Raw genomic sequence first — 20,688 nt, forward strand, 5'->3', positions numbered from 1 at the left:
AACTTGGGGACCGGCTCCGCATGGACATCATCGACCCGGACACGGCGGCGGCCCTTGGCGAACGGGTTATTCGTGAGTCACTGGAAGACTTCGAGCGCAAGCGCGCCAGACTCCAGCCAATAACCGACGACGTGGCCGATGCGTTGCGTGAAGACTGCTGGGGATGCAAGAACGGTTATCTTGAGGCGCTGGCGCGCGGGCATTGGGAAGGCTTCCACCACCATGTCGATGACTTCATCGCCGAGCATGGGCTATCGATCCAACGCGGTACGCTGCCTTACTGGGAGCTGTGCCGGTCTGTCGCGAAGGCCGCCGCCGATGGCGAACGGATAGCCGAAACGCGGCTGACAAACGACCTTGAAGGCGAACGGGAGATACTGGCCAAGTATCAGCCCAGCGCGGAGCCGTCAGCCGAACGGGCACCGTCCACCGACGCGCCACGCCGTCCGCCAACGAAAGGCCGCGAGAGAAAGCGGCGGCGGTTCGCAGACCATCTTGACGAGTTCGCCCAGGACAAGCTGGAGCTAGGCGAGTGGGGCGACAGCACGGCCGAACAGCAGACCAGCCGCAACCAACGTTTCCTTGATCTGGTCGGCAACTGGCCGCTTGACGACATCGAGCCCCGGACAGTACGCGACTACCGGAGCCAGCTTGGACAATTGCCCGTCCACATGAACAAGCGCAAGGCGTATCGCGACAAGTCGGCGGTCGAGCTGGTCGACATGGAGATTCCCGAATCCGACCTGATGAGTCCCCGGACGGTCGGCGAGTACCTCGACGCCCTGTCTAGCTATTTATCGTGGTGCGTCCAAATGGGCTATGCGCAGACCAATCCGGCCCGGGAGATTCGCAAGCCAAAATGGAAGCAGAACCCCCGCATTCCGTTTGAGGCTCCGGAGCTGAGGTCTTTACTGCTTAACGACGACATGCGTAATGGGCGGATGGGCCGCGCCTGGCGTCACTGGTCCCCACTCATCGCGCTGCTTTCGGGGACGCGGGCCGGTGAGATTGCGCAGCTACGTGTGGCCGACGTGCGTGGAAGAGGGCAGGGAGAGCCTGTTCTATCGATCAACGATGACGATGGAAAGAAACTGAAGACGGACCACGCCCGCCGCGAAATACCGGTCCATTCGCAGCTGATTGAGGCTGGCTTTCTCGAGTACGTGGACGACATCGAGCGGCGTGGGTACGCACGGCTTTTCCCACACCTCACCGTGCCGGACGAGCGTCCCCACCGGAACTTATCGCGTTGGTTCGCGGAATATCGGCTGTCATGTGGCATCGGTGGTGGGGAAGACGACAATAAGCAGTTTCATAGCTTCCGTGGTACAGCCCGGACAGCTATGGGCCGCGCTGGGGTTCCGAAGCCGCACATCGACGAAGTTATCGGACACGCGCCTCAAGAAATCGGCGAACGTCACTACCAGCACGGATACACGTTCGACCAGCGCAAAAAGGCGATAGAAGCCATACAGATTGACGGTCTGGACCTGTCCCCGCTGCGCGGGGTGTGGCGGCACTACGTGTGACGAAAAAAGCAGGGCCATGGCAGGCAGCCCACGCCGGAGCCGCAGGGGCTCCGGACATGGGCGGGACCGGTCTAGTAACGACCACCCGGTGCGCCTTGCGGCGGCTGTTCCGGAGGCTGGCCGGTTAGTTTGTCCCGCACGGCCTGCAGACCATCCGCAATAGACTGCCGGACAGCTTCGCGGTCTTCCTCGGTCGCTGCCTCGACCATACTGGACCGCCTGGCAGGCGACCCGCCGGGCACCGGCACCGGCCGTGCCGCTCTGGCGTCGGCCTCGGTCGGCCGTTCGGCGTTGGCGTCGGACAGTACTTTGTCCGAATACGCTTGCACGGCTTCCGCCATGTCGAACGTCAGTGGCTTGGTCCGGCCATCGCCGTTATCGACAATGGCCGGTGAGCTGTTGTTGAGAAAAACCACCATCTCGCCCTCGCGGCCCGGTACGATCTTGAGGTCGTCCATCTCCACGTCGCCGCCGCTGCCCTCTTGGATGGCCGGTAGCTCAGCGGCTAGCTTGGCGTTGACCGCTTCCGTGGCGTTGCTCCCGAACTGCCCACGGATATACGTCCCCCGGACAAGCGTATGCGTCGCCTTATATCGATCCTTCGCGGTCTCCAACGCTTGGTCGAGGCTGGCGCGGGCGTACCGCATTTCCCGGGTCGCCATCTTGCGTATGTCCTGCTTGACGTCGAGGGCATTGGTTACCCGGCCGACATCGCCGCCATAGTCCGAACCTAGCCCGAGGAAAGACGACACGTCGGTGACCTCGCCCACGGTCCTGCGCAGATTCTCGAAGCTCTCGGAGCTGTAGAAGGTCTTTTCGTCGATGGGGTTGGCGAGGTCTCTCGTCGCCTTGACGTAGGCCGGGGTCAGGTCGGGGCCGGACTCCGAATCACCCGGCACGTAATCCCCCGACCGCTCATAGGCTTCGACCCGCTCATACATGCGACGGGCATCGGGCCGCAACAGGTTGTCGAGCAGGCCGCGCGTTCGGGGGTCGTCTTTCAGCGCCCGGTAGCGTGAATATCCCGCGCGGAATGCATCCGGCATCGAGCCGTCGGCGGAAGGCGCTTCAGCTCCGGCGTTCAACTGGGCGGCTAGCCAATCATCTTTGACACCGCCGACACCTCCGGACAGCTCGGCGACGCGCGTAGCGTAGTCCACGAATGCCTGTTGTCGCCCCTCGGGCGTCTCTTCGTGCTGACTGAAGATGCCCCGCCGCATGTGGCCGAACACTTCCTGTTGCTCACTGTGGGTCTTCATGCGCATGGATACCGGCGAGACCTGCCCCGATGTCGCGGCTGCCGCCTCGCGGCGTCGTGCGGCTGCCTGTCGGGCGGTATCTTGCGACCGGGACAACATCGACGCGAGCTGATTGGGCGAATACCAGTCGGGGTGCTCGCGGTTCACCCGCTGAATATCGTCCATGGTCAACGCGCCGCTTTCCATCTTGCGACGTAGCGAGTAATGCTCGGTCAGCTCAGCGGCGGATGTCCGTTGTTCGGCCTCGGATTCGATCTGGTCTCGTGCGCGTAGGAGGCTGTCGTGCAGCTCCGGGTTGTCAGCGATGGCCACGCCGTCCTCGTTCTCCTCGAACAGGAAGTCGAGCTTCGACGGGTCCGTGGACTCTTCGGCCCGGCGTATGGCGGCGTTCGCCACCATGGCGTGGACTCGATTCTGGCTGACGTTGAGCTTGGCGCCCGCGTTCTCCAGAATCTCCATGCTGTCGGCCGAGCCGAGGACGCCTTGCTCGGCCAGGTCATCGATCTGGGCGTTGAGCTTGGCGCGGCCGTCCTGCTGCTGGCGCTTGATGGCCACGTCCCGCGCTTCGGCCTTGAGCTTCTGGGCGTCGGATGACAGCCGGTTCGCGTAGACGTCCACGGCCTCGGGGTCTTCAACGCCCTGAATCGCGCCGCTGGCCGTAGCGTCGAGGTAGGTTTCGACCTCGTCGACGCCGACCTCCGGGTCGTTCATCATCCGCTCGGCCTGCTCGGCCATGTCGGCGGATACGTCCTTGGCCTGCTGCGAGTAGGACAGCCGCATATAGGTCCGGCTGTAATCCTCGTTGCCGAACTCGGCGCGCTCCTTGGCCTGTTCCATGTCGACGTCCTTGTTGACATCCGCATGGAAGTCCTTGAACGCCTGCAGACGCTGCTGCTTGGCTTCTTCCTTCTGGGCCTTGGCGCTCTGCTTCTGGGCGATGCCCGATACCGTGTCGGCGACGGACACCAGCGCGTCGGCCGTCTGCTGTGTCTTGGTCCGACCGGGGCGTTCGGCAACGACGCCGCCTTGGGTTCGCTCCTGGCGCTGGCCGAAGTCGGAATCAGGGCGGGCGTTGGCTTGGCTTCGGTTACCTCGTGGCAATGGGGTGGCTCCGTTGTTGGGGACAGAAAGCCGCCGCGCTGCTGCAGGCGGGCGGCCGCTTAGTGCAGGGCGACCAGTTCGGGGGCGTGCTCCTGCATCGCGTTTTCGATGTGGCGGTAGGCAGCCCGGGCCAGCTCGGCGACCTCGCGGGCGCGGTCTAGGTGGGGCTGCGTCGCGCTCTTGGCGGCGGCCTGTCGGATATGAAACGCGCAGTAGACACGGCCCCGCGTGTCTTCGTGACACGTACTGCCGTCAGCCCGGTGGGCGGACGCATCGCGCAGCGTGTGCATTGCGCGGCGCGCCATCGCTGCACGCTCTTCCGCCTGTGAACGTTCGAGGCGTGCAACCTCGGCCTCTGCCTCCGACAAGGCGGTTTCGGCCAGATAAAGCGAGTCATCCGGCTCAGTCCGGACGAATGCCAGCGCGGCGGCAACAAGGTCGGGGATAGTGGGTTCACTTTGGTCGGTCATGGTCCGTGGCTCCTCGGTATGCGGGTAAGTAGGGCGTCGTCGTTTCATGCTCGGCTTGCACGCCAGAGCGCAAGACACAAGACGTTCTAGGTGGCTTGGTGAGACTCTTTGCTTCGCAGCATGGCCGTGAACGCTGGGTCCACCGGTTCCCCCCATCGGGTGCCGTTGGGGCTGTTCAAGATGGCGTAGCCAAGCTCGGCGGGGTCGAGACAGACCCGGCGGTCACCGCGCCACACGCGGTGCTCGTCGAATGCTCTTAGTCCGCCGAAGACTTCGCCGCAACCGGTGCACTGCGAGAGCTTTCCGGTCAGCCGGGTCACGGCTGTGCGGGGCTGTGCGGGCTGTGCCATGGTTCGGCTCCTTTGGTTGGGCTGGCGGGTGGTCAGGGCGTCGTCGCGGCTTCGGTGGGCTCTTGGCGAACGTGGTGACGCTCGCGGCGGCGGTCTGCAGTGGCCCCGCGAAAGCGCTTCCGGTGGAGATTGCTCCGCCGAAGGTCCAGCGGGTTACCGTTGTCGGTCAGCACGCGCTCGTCGGGGCGGGCGTCCATAATCAGCCGGGACATGGAAGCCATGGAGAGGGTGCCGTCCGGAAACGTCACGGCTTTGCGGGCATAGACGTAGCCGTTGGCGACGGCGGCGCACCATCGGGAGCCGTACTGACGCGCAATGCGGTGCCAGTCGGCGGGCTCGACTATCGCCTCGTGTCCCTTGGTTAGGGGCACGAACAGCACCCGCGTGCCGTGGTAGAAGCCTTCGCGTACTGTGGCCGGGCGCTGGCCGGGGCGGTCTGTGGTCTGGAGCATGGCGGGTCTCCTTTGTTTGTGGATACAAAGCGGGATTTACTGGGCGGTACGAACAGACGCGCGTGGATGGCAGACCGGGGCCTCATCGCCTTGACCGCGACCAGACAGCGCGCGGCTATAGATCGGCGCGTCGGCTCGGCTCTGGTCGCGGGCGGACGGCACCGGGGCGGCCCATGGGTCAGCACTACCCGCACAACTGCCCCCATGGTTGGCCCCCGGTGATATGCCGACGTGTGCGCGGTCGGCAGTGGGCTGCTGGCTGTTGTCTGCTCGCAGGGACCACGGCGCGACGGCGGCGCGTCATCGACCTAACCTTGGCGAGCCCTGGGCGAGCGCGTGACGCGGGCCTATCGAAGAGGACACCGCCACATGTCCGCACCGGCATGGCTACGGCTTAGGCAGCTCCAAAGGAAAGACCACGAACGTCTGCGGGGAGTCGAGGTCTGGGCCTTTGCTCGGGCCTAAGTATTCAGCCTTTGCATGGGTATCCCCTCTCGGGGATGTCCCCTCTACTGAGTAGAAGGCTGCGGTGGCGTAGGCTCGCCCCAGTAGTGCCCAAGGAAGCCAGAGGCCACACCGCGCGGCGGCCAGCGCGTGGCTTGCCCTGGCTCGCGCCAGCACGTGCGCAGATTCGCCGCCGTGCTGCCGCCTCGCGCATACGTCCGACACCACGCAGCCAGCGCTCGGGAGTCGAGAAGGGCAATAATCAGAGCAAGTTGGCGCGGCCATTGACCACTCGCAACCGTTACGGGGTGGCAAGTGTTGCGAGGTCTTGTCGCGGCGTGTTCCCTGCTAACTTCAAATCGGAAAAATAGAGGAAGACACGCCATGGCAGCAGACACCATCATCGACCGCGACACGTTCGAAGCAGAAGACGGCGTCCAGTTCAGCGGCACCATTGACGAAGACGGCCACGTCGTCATCGACGTAGACGACCCCGACAACGAGGTCGACAACCGGGTCCGGCTATTCGCTGACGACCTCGGCGGACTCGTGGCGATGCTGCAGCGGTTCCAGCAGACAAGCCAACGCGATGCGGGCTGACAACCAGCGTGGGCCTACCGTGCCCCAACTTTGGGGACATCGCGCCTTCGTGCTCGGCTAGGTCGCTGCGCCTAAATCCCGGCACGGCCACCGGCCCGAGCTTGAGCCGTCCGGCCGCTGGTGGTCCAACGGGCGCGCATGCGCTGGTCGACAGCAGGTTGGCGGGTGGCGTGCTAGGGCGGGGCGGACACCGGCGAGGTGTCTCCCCCTGCTGCGGTGAGAACTCAGGCAGATACCAAGGTCCAGCCTGCAGACATCTGCAGGTGTGCTGTGGTCTGTCCCTTGGCTGGCCTGAGTGTTCGGCCATGGTGGTGGGTCTCCCTGTCGGGGTGACCCCCTCGACAGCGTGAAGACTGCAGGCCGGCCACGGCTCGCCATAGGTTCAGCCAAGGTATAACCATTGGTATAAACCTAGGTTGAAACCCTAGGGAGAAGTCTGCGGTGCCCCCCAAACCCCCCACGGCTCGCGGCCATGAGACGCTTGGGAGACACCGACAGCGATAAGTCTGTCTGCGTCTGCCCCCCCAGCAGTGGTGTCGGGATTGCTAGCCCGCGCTGGCATACGCGAGGCGCGTTGGGTTGTCGCCTCTGTATACCTAATGGGTGGGTTTCAAGTGCCGGCGGCAGATTCGGCGTACGGGCGCCGCGAACAAAGGCCCCGAAACGGCCGACCCGGTAGGGAACCCCATCCCCGGCCATTCGCGGCGATTGTGGCGCGCATGCAGCTCGCCTGTGCCTGTCTACGAGCTGGTCTCCGGCTGGGTCTCGGCCTCGACACGGCCGACCGTACCGACACCACATCCCAGTTCCCGGGCTACTTTTTTCTTGCCCCAGCCTTTAGCCCTCAGTTCGCGTATCCGCTCTTTCGTGTCCTCGGCGACGGCCGGCCGGCCTAGCTGCTTGCCTTTCGCCCGGGCACGGTCTAGGCCGGCGTTGACGCGCTCTCGAATCATCGAACGCTCGAACTCGGCGAACAACCCGAACATCTGGAACATTGCGCGACCTGCCGGCGTCGTGGTGTCGACGCCTTGGCGGTGGAGATAGAGGCCGCACCCGGTCGCGTGAAGTTCGGCCATGAAGTTGCTGAGGTCTTGCGTGGAGCGGCCGAGCCGGTCGACAGACCATGCGGCAACCATGCTTATCTTGCGCCGCACCGCATCCTTAAGCATCCGGTCGAACTCGGGGCGTTCGTCGCGCCCTTTGCCGCCGCTAATCCCGGCGTCGACATACTCGCCCACCACCGTCCAGCCTGCAGCGTCGGCGACCTCTCGCAACTCGTCCAGCTGATTCTCGCAGCTCTGGCCGTCCGTACTGACGCGAGCGTAGAGCGCAACCTTTTGCGTCTTGTTCGTCATGGCGTGGTGTCTCCCTTCCGTCGATGCAAAGGGGACGGTACGGGCGGAACCGGTACCGAGTCAAGTGGTTTCGGAACCTCTCCAAATGGCTGGTACCGGTCCAGATGAATCAGTGACCTATGGAGCTCGTCGACAGAGGGTTTTCGGTACCCAGGTTCAAAGAGCCCGCAGAGCGTGAGTACTCGGAGACAGCTGGCCGGGGTTCTCGCTGGCCAACAGCGGCATGCCCACCATCGCAGTGCGGCTTGCTACCGGATTACGGGTACACACGCAGCAGGCAGTAGGGATACCGCTGGCCACTCACAGCATCGGCGCGGACCAGACCTCGCAGGGCACCCGATTGCTCCCCAGCCAGCCACGCCGCAGCAACATCGGCATCGACTATGAACCGACGCGAATGTGGCGGGCAGTGGGGGTGCCCGGGGTCGGCGTCGGTCGCCGCCAAAGCATCGGCGAGGGATGACACGCGGGCCGAACCCCCACCCCCGTTAGCCGATCGACATAACCGGGGGTGCGGATATGGATTCGCCCGGGGCGCACGGGGGAACGCGCGCAATCCCTATATATTAAATACCCGCGCGGAAATCTGCGGTATACATTTCCGGGCTAATTCTCCGCGTCCGACCGGCCGATACCGGCCCGCTCGTACTGCTCCGCCCAGGCTCGAGCTGCCTCGGCCGGGTTGGAGAAGTCGGGCAGCTCCGGCTGCTCGGCCTTGGCCGCGTCCTGCTGTTCATGCCACGGCGTGGCCTCGCCGGACTCCAGAGCCCGAAGCCGCCGGATGACAGCCATGCGGAGCTGAACCTTGTAACCGGTAACCAGACACATGACGTGGTCGTGGTCGAGGATGAAGTGTGGCTGCTCTTTGTTCTGGGTGTTTCGGTGGACTGCTGAAAAATCAGCACTCCGTTTCCCAAGTCCTGTCAGCATCTTACGAATGTCGGCCATGACGTGCTTGTGTTCCTTACCAGTCAGCTCGGCAATCTCCAAGCTGGACATGGTCAGGTCTTCGGTCGCGTTGTTGAGGGTCTCGGGATTGCTCAGCTGGCAAAGCCCGATTTAGTCCAGACGTCGTCGACCGCAGACGCGATATCGTGAAATATTGATCCGCTCATAGGCGGGCAGCCTTCGGAATAGCCCGAACCGTTTACGTTCAACAAGGTTTGATTCTCTCGCGTATCCACAAGATCGGCCGAGATATGGTCGAACTTATACCCGCCACCGAAACAACGCTCAGACCAGTTCAGAGGCGCCGAGCCTTCGATAACCAGCACATATCTAGTCGATGCAGCATGGAACTGCTCGACACTCCCGGGCCGCTTAGCCCGTGTCACATCCGACGTGGACGCCCATCGCTTCACCGTGAACCCGCGCTTCGCTAATAGCTGCTGAATCTCGACGACCCAAGGCGCGTCCGGCGCGTCTAACGACAGCACCTTCGGCTGGCTAATTGGGTCATTGGTTAGGCGTGTCACTTGCCCGCTCGCACAGGCAGTCAACGCGGCGAGTGCCGTAAGCGCTAAGAGGAGCGTGCCCCTATGAATCCCCATGTCATCCCCCTGTTATTCGAGGGCGCACGATGACCGCTCAAGACATATCTGACAACAGCCACGCTCGGCAGCTGTGCCTACGTTGTAACGTTCGTGATGTTTACTTTGGCACAGTTGCTTGGTACAAAACCGTGGTACATCACCGATAACCTACTTGTCACGTCAGACACTTATGGCTTGTTGGTGCCAAGGAAACCGAGTCCCTCCGGCGGCACCAAATGGAATCCCGCTCGACCCCGCAATCGGCCTAAAGCCCTTAGCCCGGGCTCCAGTCCTTTTCGGCGCTTCCGTATACCGATGAGAATTCCCGTGATGTTTCCCGTCGTCCGGGTTCATCACGTCGACGGATCACGTCATCGCACGGATCGATGATCTCGATGTCACTGGATCGCGCTCGGCCGGCGGCGAGGGTGCCCGAACCGACCGTGACAAAGACACCGGACGGTTCGGGCATACGCCATGCCATGGCCGGAGCTCGCTACTCCGACGCGCGCCAGGCCGAGATCAGTTCGCGCTCGTCATCCGTCATCTTCGTCGCGTTGCCGAGCGGCATGTTGCCGCTGTCCACGGCCTTTTTGATCTGGGACGCGTGTTTCAGGATACCGCGCCTGTCTTCGAGCACGATGCCCGCCGGCGGGGCACTGAACCCGGCGTAGGAGGGCGACTCCGCGTGGCAGGCGGTGCAGCGCGTCTGAACCACCTGCTTCACCGCCTCGAACGAAGGCTCGGCCGCGTCGTCGGACGCCGTCTGCTCGCTGTTGTCGGTGCGGTCGTCTTCAGGGGCGTGCCACGAACCGGCCGGAGCGGCCAGAGCGAACGCGAGCGCGACGAGCACGACGCCCGCCACCGGGTAGAGCGGCTGCACGTGACCGGCGTGCATGGAAACGAAGAACTGCCGGATGAGCGCACCCGCCACGATGAACACGGCGATGATCACCCAGGAATAGGCATGGGTGTAGAGAAAGGCGTAGTGGTTGCTGAGCATGAGCAGCACCACGGGCAGCGTGAAATAGGTGTTGTGGACCGAGCGCTGCTTGCCGCGCTTGCCGTCGAGTGGATCAGGGGTCTCACCGGCGGTCATGGCCGCGACCATGCGACGCTGGCCGGGGATGATCCAGAAATAGACGTTCGCGGCCATCGCGGTCGCCATGACCGCGCCGACGAGCAGAAACGCGGCGCGCCCCGCGAAGATGTGTGTCGCCAGATAGGCCACAATCAGCATGAGCACGGCCACGGCGGCGCCCAGCAGCCCGTCGCGGTTCATCGTTGGACTGATGCGCTTGCAGAGTTCGTTGTAGACGACCCATCCGAGCAGCAGGAAGACGAGTGCGGCAAGGTTGGCCTGCCAGCCGCTCATCTGTGCGGCCCAGCCCCAGGCGCTGTCGTCGTTGACGAGATAGATCTCGGGCCGTGTCAGGTAGAGCAGGCCGAACAGGGCGAAACCCGACAGCCAGGTTGTATACGCCTTCAGATAGGACCAGTGCAGCTCGTCCGGCAGCTTCGCCAGTGCCGTGGCGTATTTCTGGTTGTGGTAGAAGCCGCCGCCGTGCACGGCCCACATCTCGCCGAAGACGCCCTGGTGCCGGTCGTCCGCGGCGGCCGGTTTCTTCAGGCCGTTGTCCAGCATGACGAAATAGAAGGACTCGCCGATCCACGCGATCGCGGCGATCACGTGAAGCCAGCGCAGCAGCATGTTTCCGAATTCGATCAGATACGCGTCCATGACATCTCTTTCTGATGCCGCGGCACGGTGATCGCCCGGATCGGGATGCCGCGGCAATTGTTGGTTGGTTTCAACTTGGAGAAAGACCGGGTCGACTGGGGGTCGATCCGGTGGCCTGGCTGCGTCACCGCGTACCGCTCGTGGTGCGACTTACGTGCCAGTTGGATGGGTCGGATCCCGGCCCGGCGTCCTCGCGCCGGTGCCGTGTCGGGATACTAAATGGTCTTTGGTTTGGATACAAACCGGCCGAATTGCTGTTGTAACTTTACGACTGAGGCCGTTCGGCACAGGGGCCGGCATCGGCCTGAGCCGGCAACCGCGCCGCCGTTTGGTCAGAACGAGTAGCTCAGTTTCAGCCGGTTTTCCCAGAAGTCGTGTGGCTGCCCGGGCTGGCTCTGGTAGGCCATGAAGTCGGCGATGCTGAGCCCCGAAAGCGCACCGTCGAACTGGTAGATGCCGTAGATCAGATACTCGGACTGATCGATCGAGCCGGCGCCCGCGGCCGGCGTGAGATCCATGTACGAGTAGCGCGCGCCGAGTACGGTATCGGCCAGCGGCGCCCCCTTGATTTCGGCGGCGTAGGCGTCACCCGAGCCGAGATCCTGCGTGCTGGTCAGAAACGGCTGGGCGAACAGGGGGCCGGAGGCTTCGTTATGCGCGTAGGGCGTCACCAGCGCACCGTTGAGATAGGTATCCGGTTCGCTGGGGATCGCGTCGTAGTTCAGTGTCGCGGTCAGCGAGCCGTGTTCGAGGCCGAGCTGAGCGCCGTAGGTGCGATGATCGACCTCGCCGACCAGGGCGCGCCCGTCCTCGGTCTCGCGGATGTACTGGAGGCCGAGAAACGGCCTCCAGTCACCCTCGGCTTCGGAAATCCGGCCTTCGGTGTAGAACATCCGGGCGTAGTCCTTGTACTCGAAGTACCAGGCCTGCCCGGCGAACTCGGCGGGCCCCGCCGTCACGGTGTCGCCTGCACCCACGGCCCAGAAGCCGTCGGTGCGGGCCTCGGTATTCGGTGCGAAGGGTTCGAACTCGCGGTTGTAGTTGGTGGTCTTGCCGAAGGAGTCGCTGATCCGGGACTTGTAGCGAAACATGCGCATCGCGGTCAGAAACCGCGTGTCATCGCCCCAGCGCGCGGACACGCCCTGATAGAGCTGGGGAATGATCCGGTAATCGTAGGTCGCCGTGAACGGCGCATCGAGGGCCTGGTTGCCGGCGCGGACACGAAAGTCACGGCCCCGCCACTGAACATAGGCTTCGCCCAGCGTCGACAGATCCGGCCCGAGGTCGCGGTTGCGCTCCGCGGGGTCGCCGGCGTGGTCGATGCCGCGCTGGGCATAGGCGCTCACACGCAGGGAAAAGCCGTGCAGCGACGCGCTGGTGAATCCCAGGTGGCCGCCGACCGTGGCGGTCTTCCGGTCCACGTCCTCGGCGAAGAAGGCGTTGCGATTGGTGAAGTAAAGCAGGCGAAGTTCGCCGTCAAAATCCCCCTGCGTGAACATCTTGCGCAGCGACTGCGGATCGTCGGTGTGCTCGGTCGAGGCCTCTTTCGCCGGCGCCGTCTCGTCGGCTCTCGCATTCTGTGCGGGCTTGTCGGCCCGCGTCGAGTTGGCGGTCTCCGCCGCATGTGCCGCGCCGAGCGTGCCCGTCGCGATCAGGAGCGCGAGCGTATACGCCAGCTCGCGCAGCGGCATGCCGGCGTTGCATCGGGCTCGATCGCCGCCGCGGCGATACACGGGTGTTCGTTCAAGAATCATGGCGCCCTCAATGGCCGAAATGAATGTGCTGGCCACGGCCCGCCTCGAGGGCCCGTGCCGCGACGCGTCGGGCCACCGCCAGGTCCTGCAGACCGACGCCCGTGCCGTCGAATACGGTGATGTCGCCGGCGGCGGTTCGGCCCGCGCACTGGCCGGTGACCACGTCGCCCAACGCCTGGATGCGCTCCACGGCAAGCTGGCCGGCATCCACCGCGTGCTGGCATTCACCCAGGCCTACCGCCTGGGCGACCTCGTCGGTGAAGACCCGGGCCTGCTGGAGGATCAGCGGATCGATCTCCTGCTTGCCCGCCGTGTCGGTGCCCATGCAGGCCAGGTGCGTGCCCGGGCCGACGTGCTCGGCCATCAGCAGCGGCTCGTGACACGATGTGATGGTCACGATCACGTCCGCCTCGTGGCCGAGGCGATGCAGCGGCGGTGTCTCGAAAGCCAGGCCGAGCGCCTCGGCCACCGCGGCCAGCTCGGTGAGCCGGCCCGGGGTACGATTCCAGGCCACAACCCGCTCGAAACGGCGCTGGGCTGCGGCCGCGCGCAGTTGATAGACGGCCTGATGGCCGGCCCCCACGATGCCGAGGGTGTCGGCGTCCGTCCGGGCCAGATGCCGTATGGAAACGGCGCAGGCGGCGGCGGTGCGCATCGCGGTCAGATGGTTGCCCGACACCATCGCGGTCGGGCGGCCGGTATCCGGATCGAAGAGAAACACGCTCGACTGATGGTTGGTCAGCCCGTGTTCGGCGTTGTGCGGCCAGTAGCCGCCGGCCTTGAGTCCGAGCGTCGCGCCCGCGCTGTCGAACCCGGACTTGAAGCCGTAGAGCGCGTCCGCATGGCCCAGCGCCTCCCGCACCACGGGGAAGTTGCGCGCCTGGCCACGCGCCATGGCGGCGAACGTCTCCTCGACGGCGTGAAACGCCTGTTGTGCGTCCAGCAGGTCGCCGGCGGTCTGTTCATCGATGATCAGCATGATCTACGGCTCCGCTCAGAGGCACATGCCGCGGGCGGTGACCGGCAGCAGGCGTTCCACCACGCGGCCGCGCACCCCGACATACCAGTCGTGAATATTCACCGTCGGGTCGCAGTGGCCCGGCACCAGGCGCAGCTTGTCGCCCAGCCGCAGCACGTTGTCCGGGTCCCGGATCACGCCGTGCTCGTCGGAGGCGCCGATGTATTCGATATCGTCGCGACCGAAAACCACGGCCGGCCCGGAATCCACGCTCTGGGCCTTCAGGCCGGCGTCGCAGATGGCCTTGTCGGCCTTGGTCTTGCTCATGACCGTGGTGTAGAGGAACAGACTGTTCTCGAAGTCGTCGATCGGCCGGCCGTCGGCCATGGCGATGCGCTGGTAGTCGGCGTCCATGAAGATGTACGAGCCGCACTGGAGTTCGTTATAGACGCCGCTGCCGCCTTCGAATGCGTAGGTGCCGGTACCGGCGCCGCCGACGATGTCGCAGGCGAGTCCGGCCTGCTCCAGGCGCTCGACGGTGTCCCGCGTCCGCGCGATCGCCTCGTCGATGCGCGCCCGCCGTTCGTTGAAGTCGTGCACGTGCTGCGCCTTGCCCTCGTAGGCTTGCAGGCCGGCGAATGCCAGATGCGGTGCGGCATCGATCCGCTCGGCCAGGGCCGCGGCCGGCGCCCCCGGGGCGACACCGCAGCGACCGGCGCCGACATCGATCTCCACCAGCACTTCCAGCCTCGCGTCGTAGCGTGCGGCGGCGGCTGCCAGCGCGTCGACGTTCGCGGGGTCATCGGCACAGACCAGTACGCGCGCCTGCCGGGCCATGGCCGCCAGGCGTTCGATCATGTGCGGATTGACCACTTCGTTGGATACGAGCACGTCGCGTACGCCGCCGTGCACGAGGGCCTCGGCCTCGCTGACTTTCTGACAGCACACGCCGACGGCACCCGCCGCCATCTGGTCGTGGGCGATATCGGCGGATTTATGGGTCTTGGCGTGCGCCCGGTGGCGCAGGTCGTGGTCGCGAATGAAGCGCGCCATGCGCTGGATGTTGCGTTCGTAGGCGTCGAGATCGATGAGCAGGCAGGGCGTATCGATAGCCTCGATGCCTGCGCCGACGTCGGCGGGGATGTTCACGGGCATGAGATCTCCTCGTATGCAGTGGTTTTTCTTGTGATGGAAGCGGGTGCTAGACGGGCTGCGTCCACGGCAGCTTGTCGAGATCGACGTTGCCGCCGGTCAGCACCACGCCGACACGCCGGCCGGCGAATACGCTCGGGTTGTTGAGGATGGCGGCCACCGCCACCGCGCTGGACGGTTCGACGACGATCTTCATGCGCTGCCAGATCAGACGCATGGCGTCCACGATGTCGGTCTCGCTGGCGAGGAGGATGTCGGCGACATGGCGATGGACGAAGTGCCAGGTCAGCGGTCGCAGCGATACCCGTAATCCGTCGGCGACGGTATCCGGCGCGTCGTCCTCGATGATTCGGCCCGCCCGTAGCGAGCGCCAGGCGTCGTCGGCCTGTTCGGGCTCGGCGGCGAAGACCCGCGTCTCCGGGGTGAGGGCGGCGCAGGTCAGTGACGTACCGCTGATCATGCCGCCACCGCCGATCGGTGCGACCACGGCGTCGAGCTCGCCGGCCTGCTCGAGCAGTTCGCGGGCACAGGTGCCCTGGCCGGCGATCACGCGGGCATCGTTGTAGGGATGCACGAAACTCGCGCCCGATCGCGATACGATCGATTCCAGGGTGCGCTCGCGTGCCTCGAGGCTTGGTTCGCAGATCACGATTTCGCCGCCGTAGCCACGGACGGCATCCATCTTGGCTTTCGGCGCCGTGCGTGGCATGACCACGGTGCAGGGAATGCCCCGGCAGGCCGCCGCACGCGACAGCGACAGGGCGTGATTGCCGCTCGAATGCGTCGCCACGCCTCGGGCGGCCGCGGCCTCATCGAGGCTGAACACGGCGTTGGTCGCCCCGCGCGCCTTGAAGGCACCGGCCTTCTGAAAGTTCTCGCATTTGAAGAACAGCTCGGCGCCGCTCATGCGATCGAGCGTCGCGCTGGTCAGCACCGGCGTCCGGTGAATCCAGTCAGCGATCCGCCTGTGTGCGGCCTGGACATCGTCATGGGTCGGTGCGGCGTCGGCGTTGGCGGCGCCGCGGGCCAGAGGCGAATCCATCACGCCACCTCCCGCTTCCAGCGATTGCGGGTCGCGCTGTAGTAGCGCTGGGCCGCGGCGACGCCCGAGCCGAGCGTCACCGGGTAGCCGAGATTGACCATCGCCATTTCCGCGGTGGCCAGCCCCGACAGCGCCATGACGTCGGTCATGTCGCCCAGGTGGCCGATGCGAAAGACCTTGCCCGCGACTTCGCCCAGGCCCGCGCCGAACGACACGCCGTAGTGCTCGTAGGCGTGGTGCACGAGCGCGTTCGAATCGAAGCCGCGCGGCACCCGAATCGCCGTGACGGTGTCGGAGTAGAGCGCGGGGCGCCGGGCGCACAGGCTCAGGCCCCAGGCGTCGACCGCCCGGCGTACGCCCTCGGCGATGCGATGGTGCCGCGAGAACACGCGCGGCAGCCCCTCGTCCAGCAGCAGCGAGACGCTCTCCGCCAGCCCGTTGATCAGGCCCACCGGCGGGGTATAGGGGAAACTGCCGGCGCGGTTGGCCTCGCGCATCGCCTCCACGTCGAAATAGGCCCGCGGACAGCGGGCGTCGCGGCAGGCGGCGATCGCGCGCGGGCTGAACGCCAGGATCGCGAGCCCTGCACCGAGCATGAAGCCTTTCTGCGACCCCGTGACGGCGACGTCCACGCCCCACTCATCCATGCGGAAGTCCATGCTCGCGATCGAGCTCACGCCGTCGACGAACAGCAGGGCCGGGTGGTCGGCCTTCTCCAGCGCGGCCCGCACGGCGGCGATGTCGCTGGTGACGCCGGTGGCGGTCTCGTTGTGGCAGGCCAGAACGGCCTTGATCCGATGATCGCTATCCGCAGCCAGAATCCGTGCGTATTCGTCGACGGGCACGCCTTCACCCCACTGGCCCTCGACGGCGTGGACATACAGGCCCTGCCGGCGGCACAGGTCGATCCATCGCTGCGAGAACATCCCGTGCCGGGCCGCGAGCACCTCGTCACCCGGCGACAGCGTGTTCGTCACCGCCGTCTCCCAGCCGCCGGTCCCGGTGGCGGGGAATAGCAGCACCTCGCCGAGCTGCGTGCCGAACACCGTCTTCAGATCCTCCAGCAACGGCAGGAAGCGACGGGCGAAATCCGGGGCCCGATGGTCCACGGTCTGCGTGTCCATCGCGTGTCGAAGGCGATCCGGCATGTTCGTCGGCCCCGGGATGAATACGGGATTCTGGGTGCGCATCGGTTCTCCTCGCGTTGTTTTGTTCAACTCTAGAGCCGATGCGATATGTATTCAATCAAATGCTACAATTTGGTACAAATCGAGCGGAAAAATACAAATGTCTGATTTCATGGAAAAACCGCCGACACATGCCGTGCTCGGGCCACGCGCGCGAAAAATTCGGCGGACCAAGACAGGCATCGAACGGCAGCGGCATGAGTGATAGGCCTCCAGCGCGCGCCCGCGGTCGCCCCCGTGCGCAACCCGCGAGCGATACGGGGGCTGTCCGGATCAAGGCCCTGGATCGAGGACTGGCCCTGTTAGAGCGGGTGGCCGAAGAGGGCGCGGCGACGTTGAAGGTGCTCGCGGCGGCCTCGGACATGGCACCGTCGACGGCGCATCGCGTTCTGGAAACGCTGCGCGGCCGTGGCCTGGTCGATTTCGACGCCGCAGCACAGACATGGTCGATCGGGGTCGAGGCCTTCTGCATCGGCCATGCCTATGCGCGCCGCAGCGACTACCTCGAGGCCGGCCGTCAGGCCATGCGGGAACTGACCGACCAGACGGGTGAGACCAGCAACATCGCGGTGATAGAACGGCACGACGTCGTCCACGTCTCGCAGGTCGAGACGCGGGCCCCGATCCGCGCCTTTCTCCCGCCCGGTACACGGGGGCTGCCCCAGGCGTCCGGCATCGGCAAGGCGCTGCTGGCCCATATGCCACCGGAACGTGCGGAACGGATGCTCGGCGACCAACCCTGGCCGCGTTTCACGGCCAACACGATCACCAGCGCTTCAGCGCTTCACGCCGCGCTGGACGGCATCCGCAGGCGGGGTTGGGCCGTCGACGACGAGGAACGGCATCCGGGCATGCGATGCATTGCCGCGCCGATCTTCAATGTCTTCGAAGAGGCGATCGCGGGGCTATCGGTCTCCGGACCGACGGCGCGCATCGACGATGCGGCCATCGAACCGCTGGGCCACGCCGTACATGCGGCGGCCGCGCGCGTCACCGCGCATATCGGCGGCCGGCGCCCGTCTTCTGGTTGATGCGCGTCCCGTCGTTTCATTGATAGGATACAAAAAAGCGCTTTTATTGATACAACGTGGCCGCTTCCGTAATCTGAACCGCGTGGACGCGTAACAGGAGCATCGCAGATGGCAGGAACGAAACGAACCCGTGCCGCGCCGGTCGATCACGCCGCAGCGCTGGAGGGCGAGAGCGGCGGCTCGACCGATCAGGGCATCTATCGCGCCATTGCGGATGCGATATTCGAGCAGCGACTGCCTTCCGGCACCAAGCTCCCGGAAGACAATCTCGGCGAGATCTTTTCCGTGAGCCGGACGGTGGTGCGCAAGGCGCTCTTCCGTCTGGCCAGCGAGAAGCTCGTGGATATTCGCCCCAACCGCGGCGCGATGGTCGCGAGCCCCAGCGTCGAAGAGGCGCGTGAAGTCTTCGCCGCCCGGCGCGTCATCGAGGCCGCCAGCGTCGAGGCCGCGGTGCCGCGCATGACGCCGGAGCATCGCGATCGCCTGGCGCGTCTGGTGGACAAGGATCACGCCGCGCATCAGGACAGCGCGCGCCGCAACTGGATCCGCTATTCCGGCGCCTTTCATCTCGAGATCGCCGACATCGCGGGCAATCAGGTGCTCAAGTCGTTCCTCAAGGAGCTGATCGGACGCACCTCGTTGATCATCGGGCTGTACGAGCCGATGCAGCGCACGGCCTGCACGCACGACGAACACGCCGAGTTGCTGGATATTCTCACCGGCAGCGATGTGGAGGCCGCGGTGACCGCGATGGTCGATCATCTGCGCGCCTGCGAACAGCGGCTGGGGCTGGAGCAGCGCAATCGCGAGATCGATCTGCGCGAGATCTTTTCCACGGATCTCGACAGCACCGCCTGAGGCATGCCGACGGGCGGTTCGCCCCGCATCGGCTTGCCTTTTTTCGTCGCGCGGCGCTCGGAATGCGGCCTAGAGGACGCCTCTGCCGGAACCGCGCGATCCGATGGGCCGGAAACGCCATCGGCCCGGGGTCGTTGCCGATCCCGCGGCCGGCCTGCGAGCGGTCCCGCACTGACACGATTTTTCACGACACATGAGTACGTCCGAAACCTGTGCGAGCGCCGCGCGTCGGGGCGGACTATCGACGAGGAGCACCAGCGATGAATACCGACGACAGGATTTCGCCCGACTACCCGCGCGACATGGTCGGTTACGGCGCGCATCCGCCGGACCCGCGATGGCCGGGCGGGGCGCGCCTGGCCGTCCAGTTCGTGATCAACTACGAGGAGGGCGCGGAGAACAACATCCTCCACGGCGACGCCGCCTCCGAGAGCTTCCTGTCCGAGATGGTCGGAACCGACGCCCGCGAGGGCGTGCGCCACATGAGCATGGAATGGCTCTATGAATACGGCAGCCGTGCGGGGTTCTGGCGGCTGTACCGGCTGTTCACCGAGCGCGGCCTGCCCGCCACCGTGTTCGCGGTCGGCATGGCGCTGGAGCGCAACCCGGAGGCCGCACGCGCCATGGTGGCGGCGGATTTCGAGATCGCCGCGCACGGCTGGCGCTGGATCGACTACCAGTATGTCGACGAAGCGACCGAGCGCGACCATGTCCGGCTGGCGGTCGAATCGATCGAGCGCATGACCGGGCAGCGGCCGGTCGGCTGGTACACCGGCCGTTGCGGCCCGAACACGCGGCGGCTCGTCGCCGAGCACGGCGGCTTTCTCTACGACGCCGACTCCTACGCCGACGATCTGCCGTACTGGGAGCGGGTCGACGGCGCGCCGCAACTGATCGTGCCCTATACGCTCGACGTCAACGACATGCGCTTCGTCGCGCCCCAGGGATTCAACTCGGGCGACCAGTTCTACGCTTATCTGAAGGACACGTTCGACACGCTCTATGCCGAGGGCGAGACCGCGCCCAAGATGATGTCGGTCGGGCTGCACGGGCGCGTGGCCGGCCATCCCGGCCGAGCCGCCGCGCTCGCGCGTTTTCTCGATTACGTGCGGTCACACGCGGGCGTGTGGATCGCCCGACGCGACCAGATCGCGCGCCATTGGCGCGCGGAGCATCCCTACGCCGGTTGATCGAGGGGAAACGCCGGGCCGGCGAGGGCCTCCAGCCGGAAACGGGCGATGCGGTGGATTTCGTCCAGCGCGCGCCGGCGCTCGACCTCGGGTGTGTTTTCGAGACGCTGGGCCATCGCCTGGAGGATGTCCTCCCGCGTCAGTCCCTTGACCGCGACGACGAAAGGAAAGCCGAAGGTCTCGGTATAGGCCGTATTCAGCGACTGCAGTCGATCGTATTCGGCCGGAGTGCAGGCATCGAGCCCGGCGCCGGCCTGTTCGCGAGCCGACTCGGGGGTCAGCTCGCCCGCGAGTCCGGCACGCCCGCCGAGATCGGGATGGGCGCGAATCAGGCGCAGCTGGGCCTCGGTATCCGCGGCTTCGACTTCAGCGGCCAGTGCACCGGCAAGGGCGTCGACGGCGTCGTGCTCGCGGCCCAGGCCGCGCTGCCATGTGCGGCGCGCCACCCAGGGTGAATGTTCGTAGATCGCGCCGAAATGCGCGACGAAACACGCTTCATCCATGGTGCTGGGCGCCTGAATGGCGCCGGGCGTCGGCTGCGTCATGCGAAATCTCCCTGGTTTTGCGGATCGGCGACACAGTGTGTGCCGCCAATATGTATCCAATTTGATATACGATTGTATCTCATCGATCGTTTGACGTGTATTCATAAACGCGATACGACTTGTAACGAATATTCCGCT

At 65.4% G+C, this 20,688-nt stretch carries 19 protein-coding genes; 5 read left to right on the forward strand and 14 right to left on the reverse strand.

Going from position 1 to position 20,688, the window contains the following annotated elements; all coding sequences use genetic code 11:
- Positions 1–20: 20 nt before the first annotated feature.
- On the forward strand, positions 21–1,529 hold the full coding sequence (locus SAHL_RS12400) for a tyrosine-type recombinase/integrase (protein ID WP_184947666.1): 1,509 nt from the start codon (positions 21–23) through the stop codon (positions 1,527–1,529).
- A 71-nt stretch (positions 1,530–1,600) separates the two neighbouring features.
- Here the strand turns inward: SAHL_RS12400 and SAHL_RS12405 are convergent, their stop codons facing one another.
- The 4 genes from SAHL_RS12405 to SAHL_RS12415 form a co-directional block, all read right to left on the reverse strand.
- Positions 1,601–3,889 (reverse strand): hypothetical protein, encoded by a 2,289-nt coding sequence (locus tag SAHL_RS12405; protein WP_148045565.1) that lies wholly within the window; start codon positions 3,887–3,889, stop codon positions 1,601–1,603.
- Positions 3,890–3,948: 59 nt separating this feature from the next.
- A complete protein-coding gene (locus tag SAHL_RS12410) occupies positions 3,949–4,359 on the reverse strand; it encodes a hypothetical protein (RefSeq protein WP_123591732.1) in 411 nt (136 codons plus the stop codon).
- 86 nt (positions 4,360–4,445) lie between these two features.
- On the reverse strand, positions 4,446–4,709 hold the full coding sequence (locus SAHL_RS17575; RefSeq protein WP_148045566.1) for an FDXHR family putative zinc-binding protein: 264 nt from the start codon (positions 4,707–4,709) through the stop codon (positions 4,446–4,448).
- Between the two features lie 32 nt (positions 4,710–4,741).
- Entirely contained in the window at positions 4,742–5,161 is a 420-nt protein-coding gene (locus SAHL_RS12415; RefSeq protein ID WP_123591733.1) for a hypothetical protein, read from the reverse strand.
- Positions 5,162–5,989: 828 nt separating this feature from the next.
- Here SAHL_RS12415 and SAHL_RS12420 point away from each other — a divergent pair.
- Positions 5,990–6,205, forward strand: a complete 216-nt coding sequence (locus SAHL_RS12420; protein WP_123591734.1) for a hypothetical protein — start codon at positions 5,990–5,992, stop codon at positions 6,203–6,205.
- Positions 6,206–6,945: 740 nt separating this feature from the next.
- Here SAHL_RS12420 and SAHL_RS12425 read toward each other — a convergent pair.
- The 9 genes from SAHL_RS12425 to bhcA form a co-directional block, all read right to left on the reverse strand.
- Positions 6,946–7,560, reverse strand: a complete 615-nt coding sequence (locus SAHL_RS12425; protein ID WP_123591735.1) for a recombinase family protein — start codon at positions 7,558–7,560, stop codon at positions 6,946–6,948.
- Positions 7,561–8,166: 606 nt separating this feature from the next.
- Positions 8,167–8,559, reverse strand: a complete 393-nt coding sequence (locus tag SAHL_RS12430) for a Rha family transcriptional regulator (RefSeq protein ID WP_123591736.1) — start codon at positions 8,557–8,559, stop codon at positions 8,167–8,169.
- Positions 8,560–8,600: 41 nt separating this feature from the next.
- Entirely contained in the window at positions 8,601–9,110 is a 510-nt protein-coding gene (locus SAHL_RS12435) for a hypothetical protein (protein WP_123591737.1), read from the reverse strand.
- Positions 9,111–9,588: 478 nt separating this feature from the next.
- Complete coding sequence (locus SAHL_RS12440; protein ID WP_123591738.1) at positions 9,589–10,833, reverse strand: urate hydroxylase PuuD; 1,245 nt, start codon at positions 10,831–10,833, stop codon at positions 9,589–9,591.
- Positions 10,834–11,165: 332 nt separating this feature from the next.
- Positions 11,166–12,587: an OprD family outer membrane porin gene (locus tag SAHL_RS12445; protein WP_123591739.1), complete on the reverse strand. Its 1,422-nt coding sequence runs from the start codon at positions 12,585–12,587 to the stop codon at positions 11,166–11,168.
- 7 nt (positions 12,588–12,594) lie between these two features.
- Complete coding sequence (gene bhcD, locus SAHL_RS12450) at positions 12,595–13,566, reverse strand: iminosuccinate reductase BhcD (RefSeq protein ID WP_123591740.1); 972 nt, start codon at positions 13,564–13,566, stop codon at positions 12,595–12,597.
- Positions 13,567–13,581: 15 nt separating this feature from the next.
- Positions 13,582–14,700 (reverse strand): DSD1 family PLP-dependent enzyme, encoded by a 1,119-nt coding sequence (locus SAHL_RS12455; protein WP_123591741.1) that lies wholly within the window; start codon positions 14,698–14,700, stop codon positions 13,582–13,584.
- 46 nt (positions 14,701–14,746) lie between these two features.
- Entirely contained in the window at positions 14,747–15,739 is a 993-nt protein-coding gene (bhcB, locus tag SAHL_RS12460; RefSeq protein WP_123591742.1) for a beta-hydroxyaspartate dehydratase BhcB, read from the reverse strand.
- Positions 15,739–16,929 (reverse strand): L-aspartate--glyoxylate aminotransferase BhcA, encoded by a 1,191-nt coding sequence (gene bhcA / locus SAHL_RS12465; protein WP_123591743.1) that lies wholly within the window; start codon positions 16,927–16,929, stop codon positions 15,739–15,741. Before bhcA ends, bhcB begins: the two co-directional genes overlap by 1 nt.
- 38 nt (positions 16,930–16,967) lie before the next feature.
- Between bhcA and SAHL_RS12470 the strand changes: the two genes are divergently transcribed.
- The 3 genes from SAHL_RS12470 to puuE all read left to right on the forward strand — a co-directional run bounded on the left by SAHL_RS12470 (position 16,968) and on the right by puuE (position 20,005).
- The gene (locus SAHL_RS12470) at positions 16,968–17,957 is read left to right on the forward strand and encodes an IclR family transcriptional regulator (protein WP_221177951.1); all 990 of its coding nucleotides are present in this window, start codon (positions 16,968–16,970) and stop codon (positions 17,955–17,957) included.
- Between the two features lie 108 nt (positions 17,958–18,065).
- On the forward strand, positions 18,066–18,815 hold the full coding sequence (locus SAHL_RS12475; protein ID WP_123591745.1) for a GntR family transcriptional regulator: 750 nt from the start codon (positions 18,066–18,068) through the stop codon (positions 18,813–18,815).
- A gap of 260 nt (positions 18,816–19,075) precedes the next feature.
- Positions 19,076–20,005, forward strand: a complete 930-nt coding sequence (puuE, locus tag SAHL_RS12480) for an allantoinase PuuE (protein ID WP_184947668.1) — start codon at positions 19,076–19,078, stop codon at positions 20,003–20,005.
- Here puuE and uraD read toward each other — a convergent pair.
- Positions 19,993–20,550: a 2-oxo-4-hydroxy-4-carboxy-5-ureidoimidazoline decarboxylase gene (gene uraD, locus SAHL_RS12485; protein WP_123591746.1), complete on the reverse strand. Its 558-nt coding sequence runs from the start codon at positions 20,548–20,550 to the stop codon at positions 19,993–19,995. The two genes, puuE and uraD, sit on opposite strands and share 13 nt — an antisense overlap.
- Between the last annotated feature and the right edge of the window lie 138 nt (positions 20,551–20,688).

This window comes from Salinisphaera orenii subsp. halophila YIM 95161, assembly GCF_003732545.1.
Taxonomy (GTDB): Bacteria; Pseudomonadota; Gammaproteobacteria; order Nevskiales; family Salinisphaeraceae; genus Salinisphaera; species Salinisphaera orenii_A.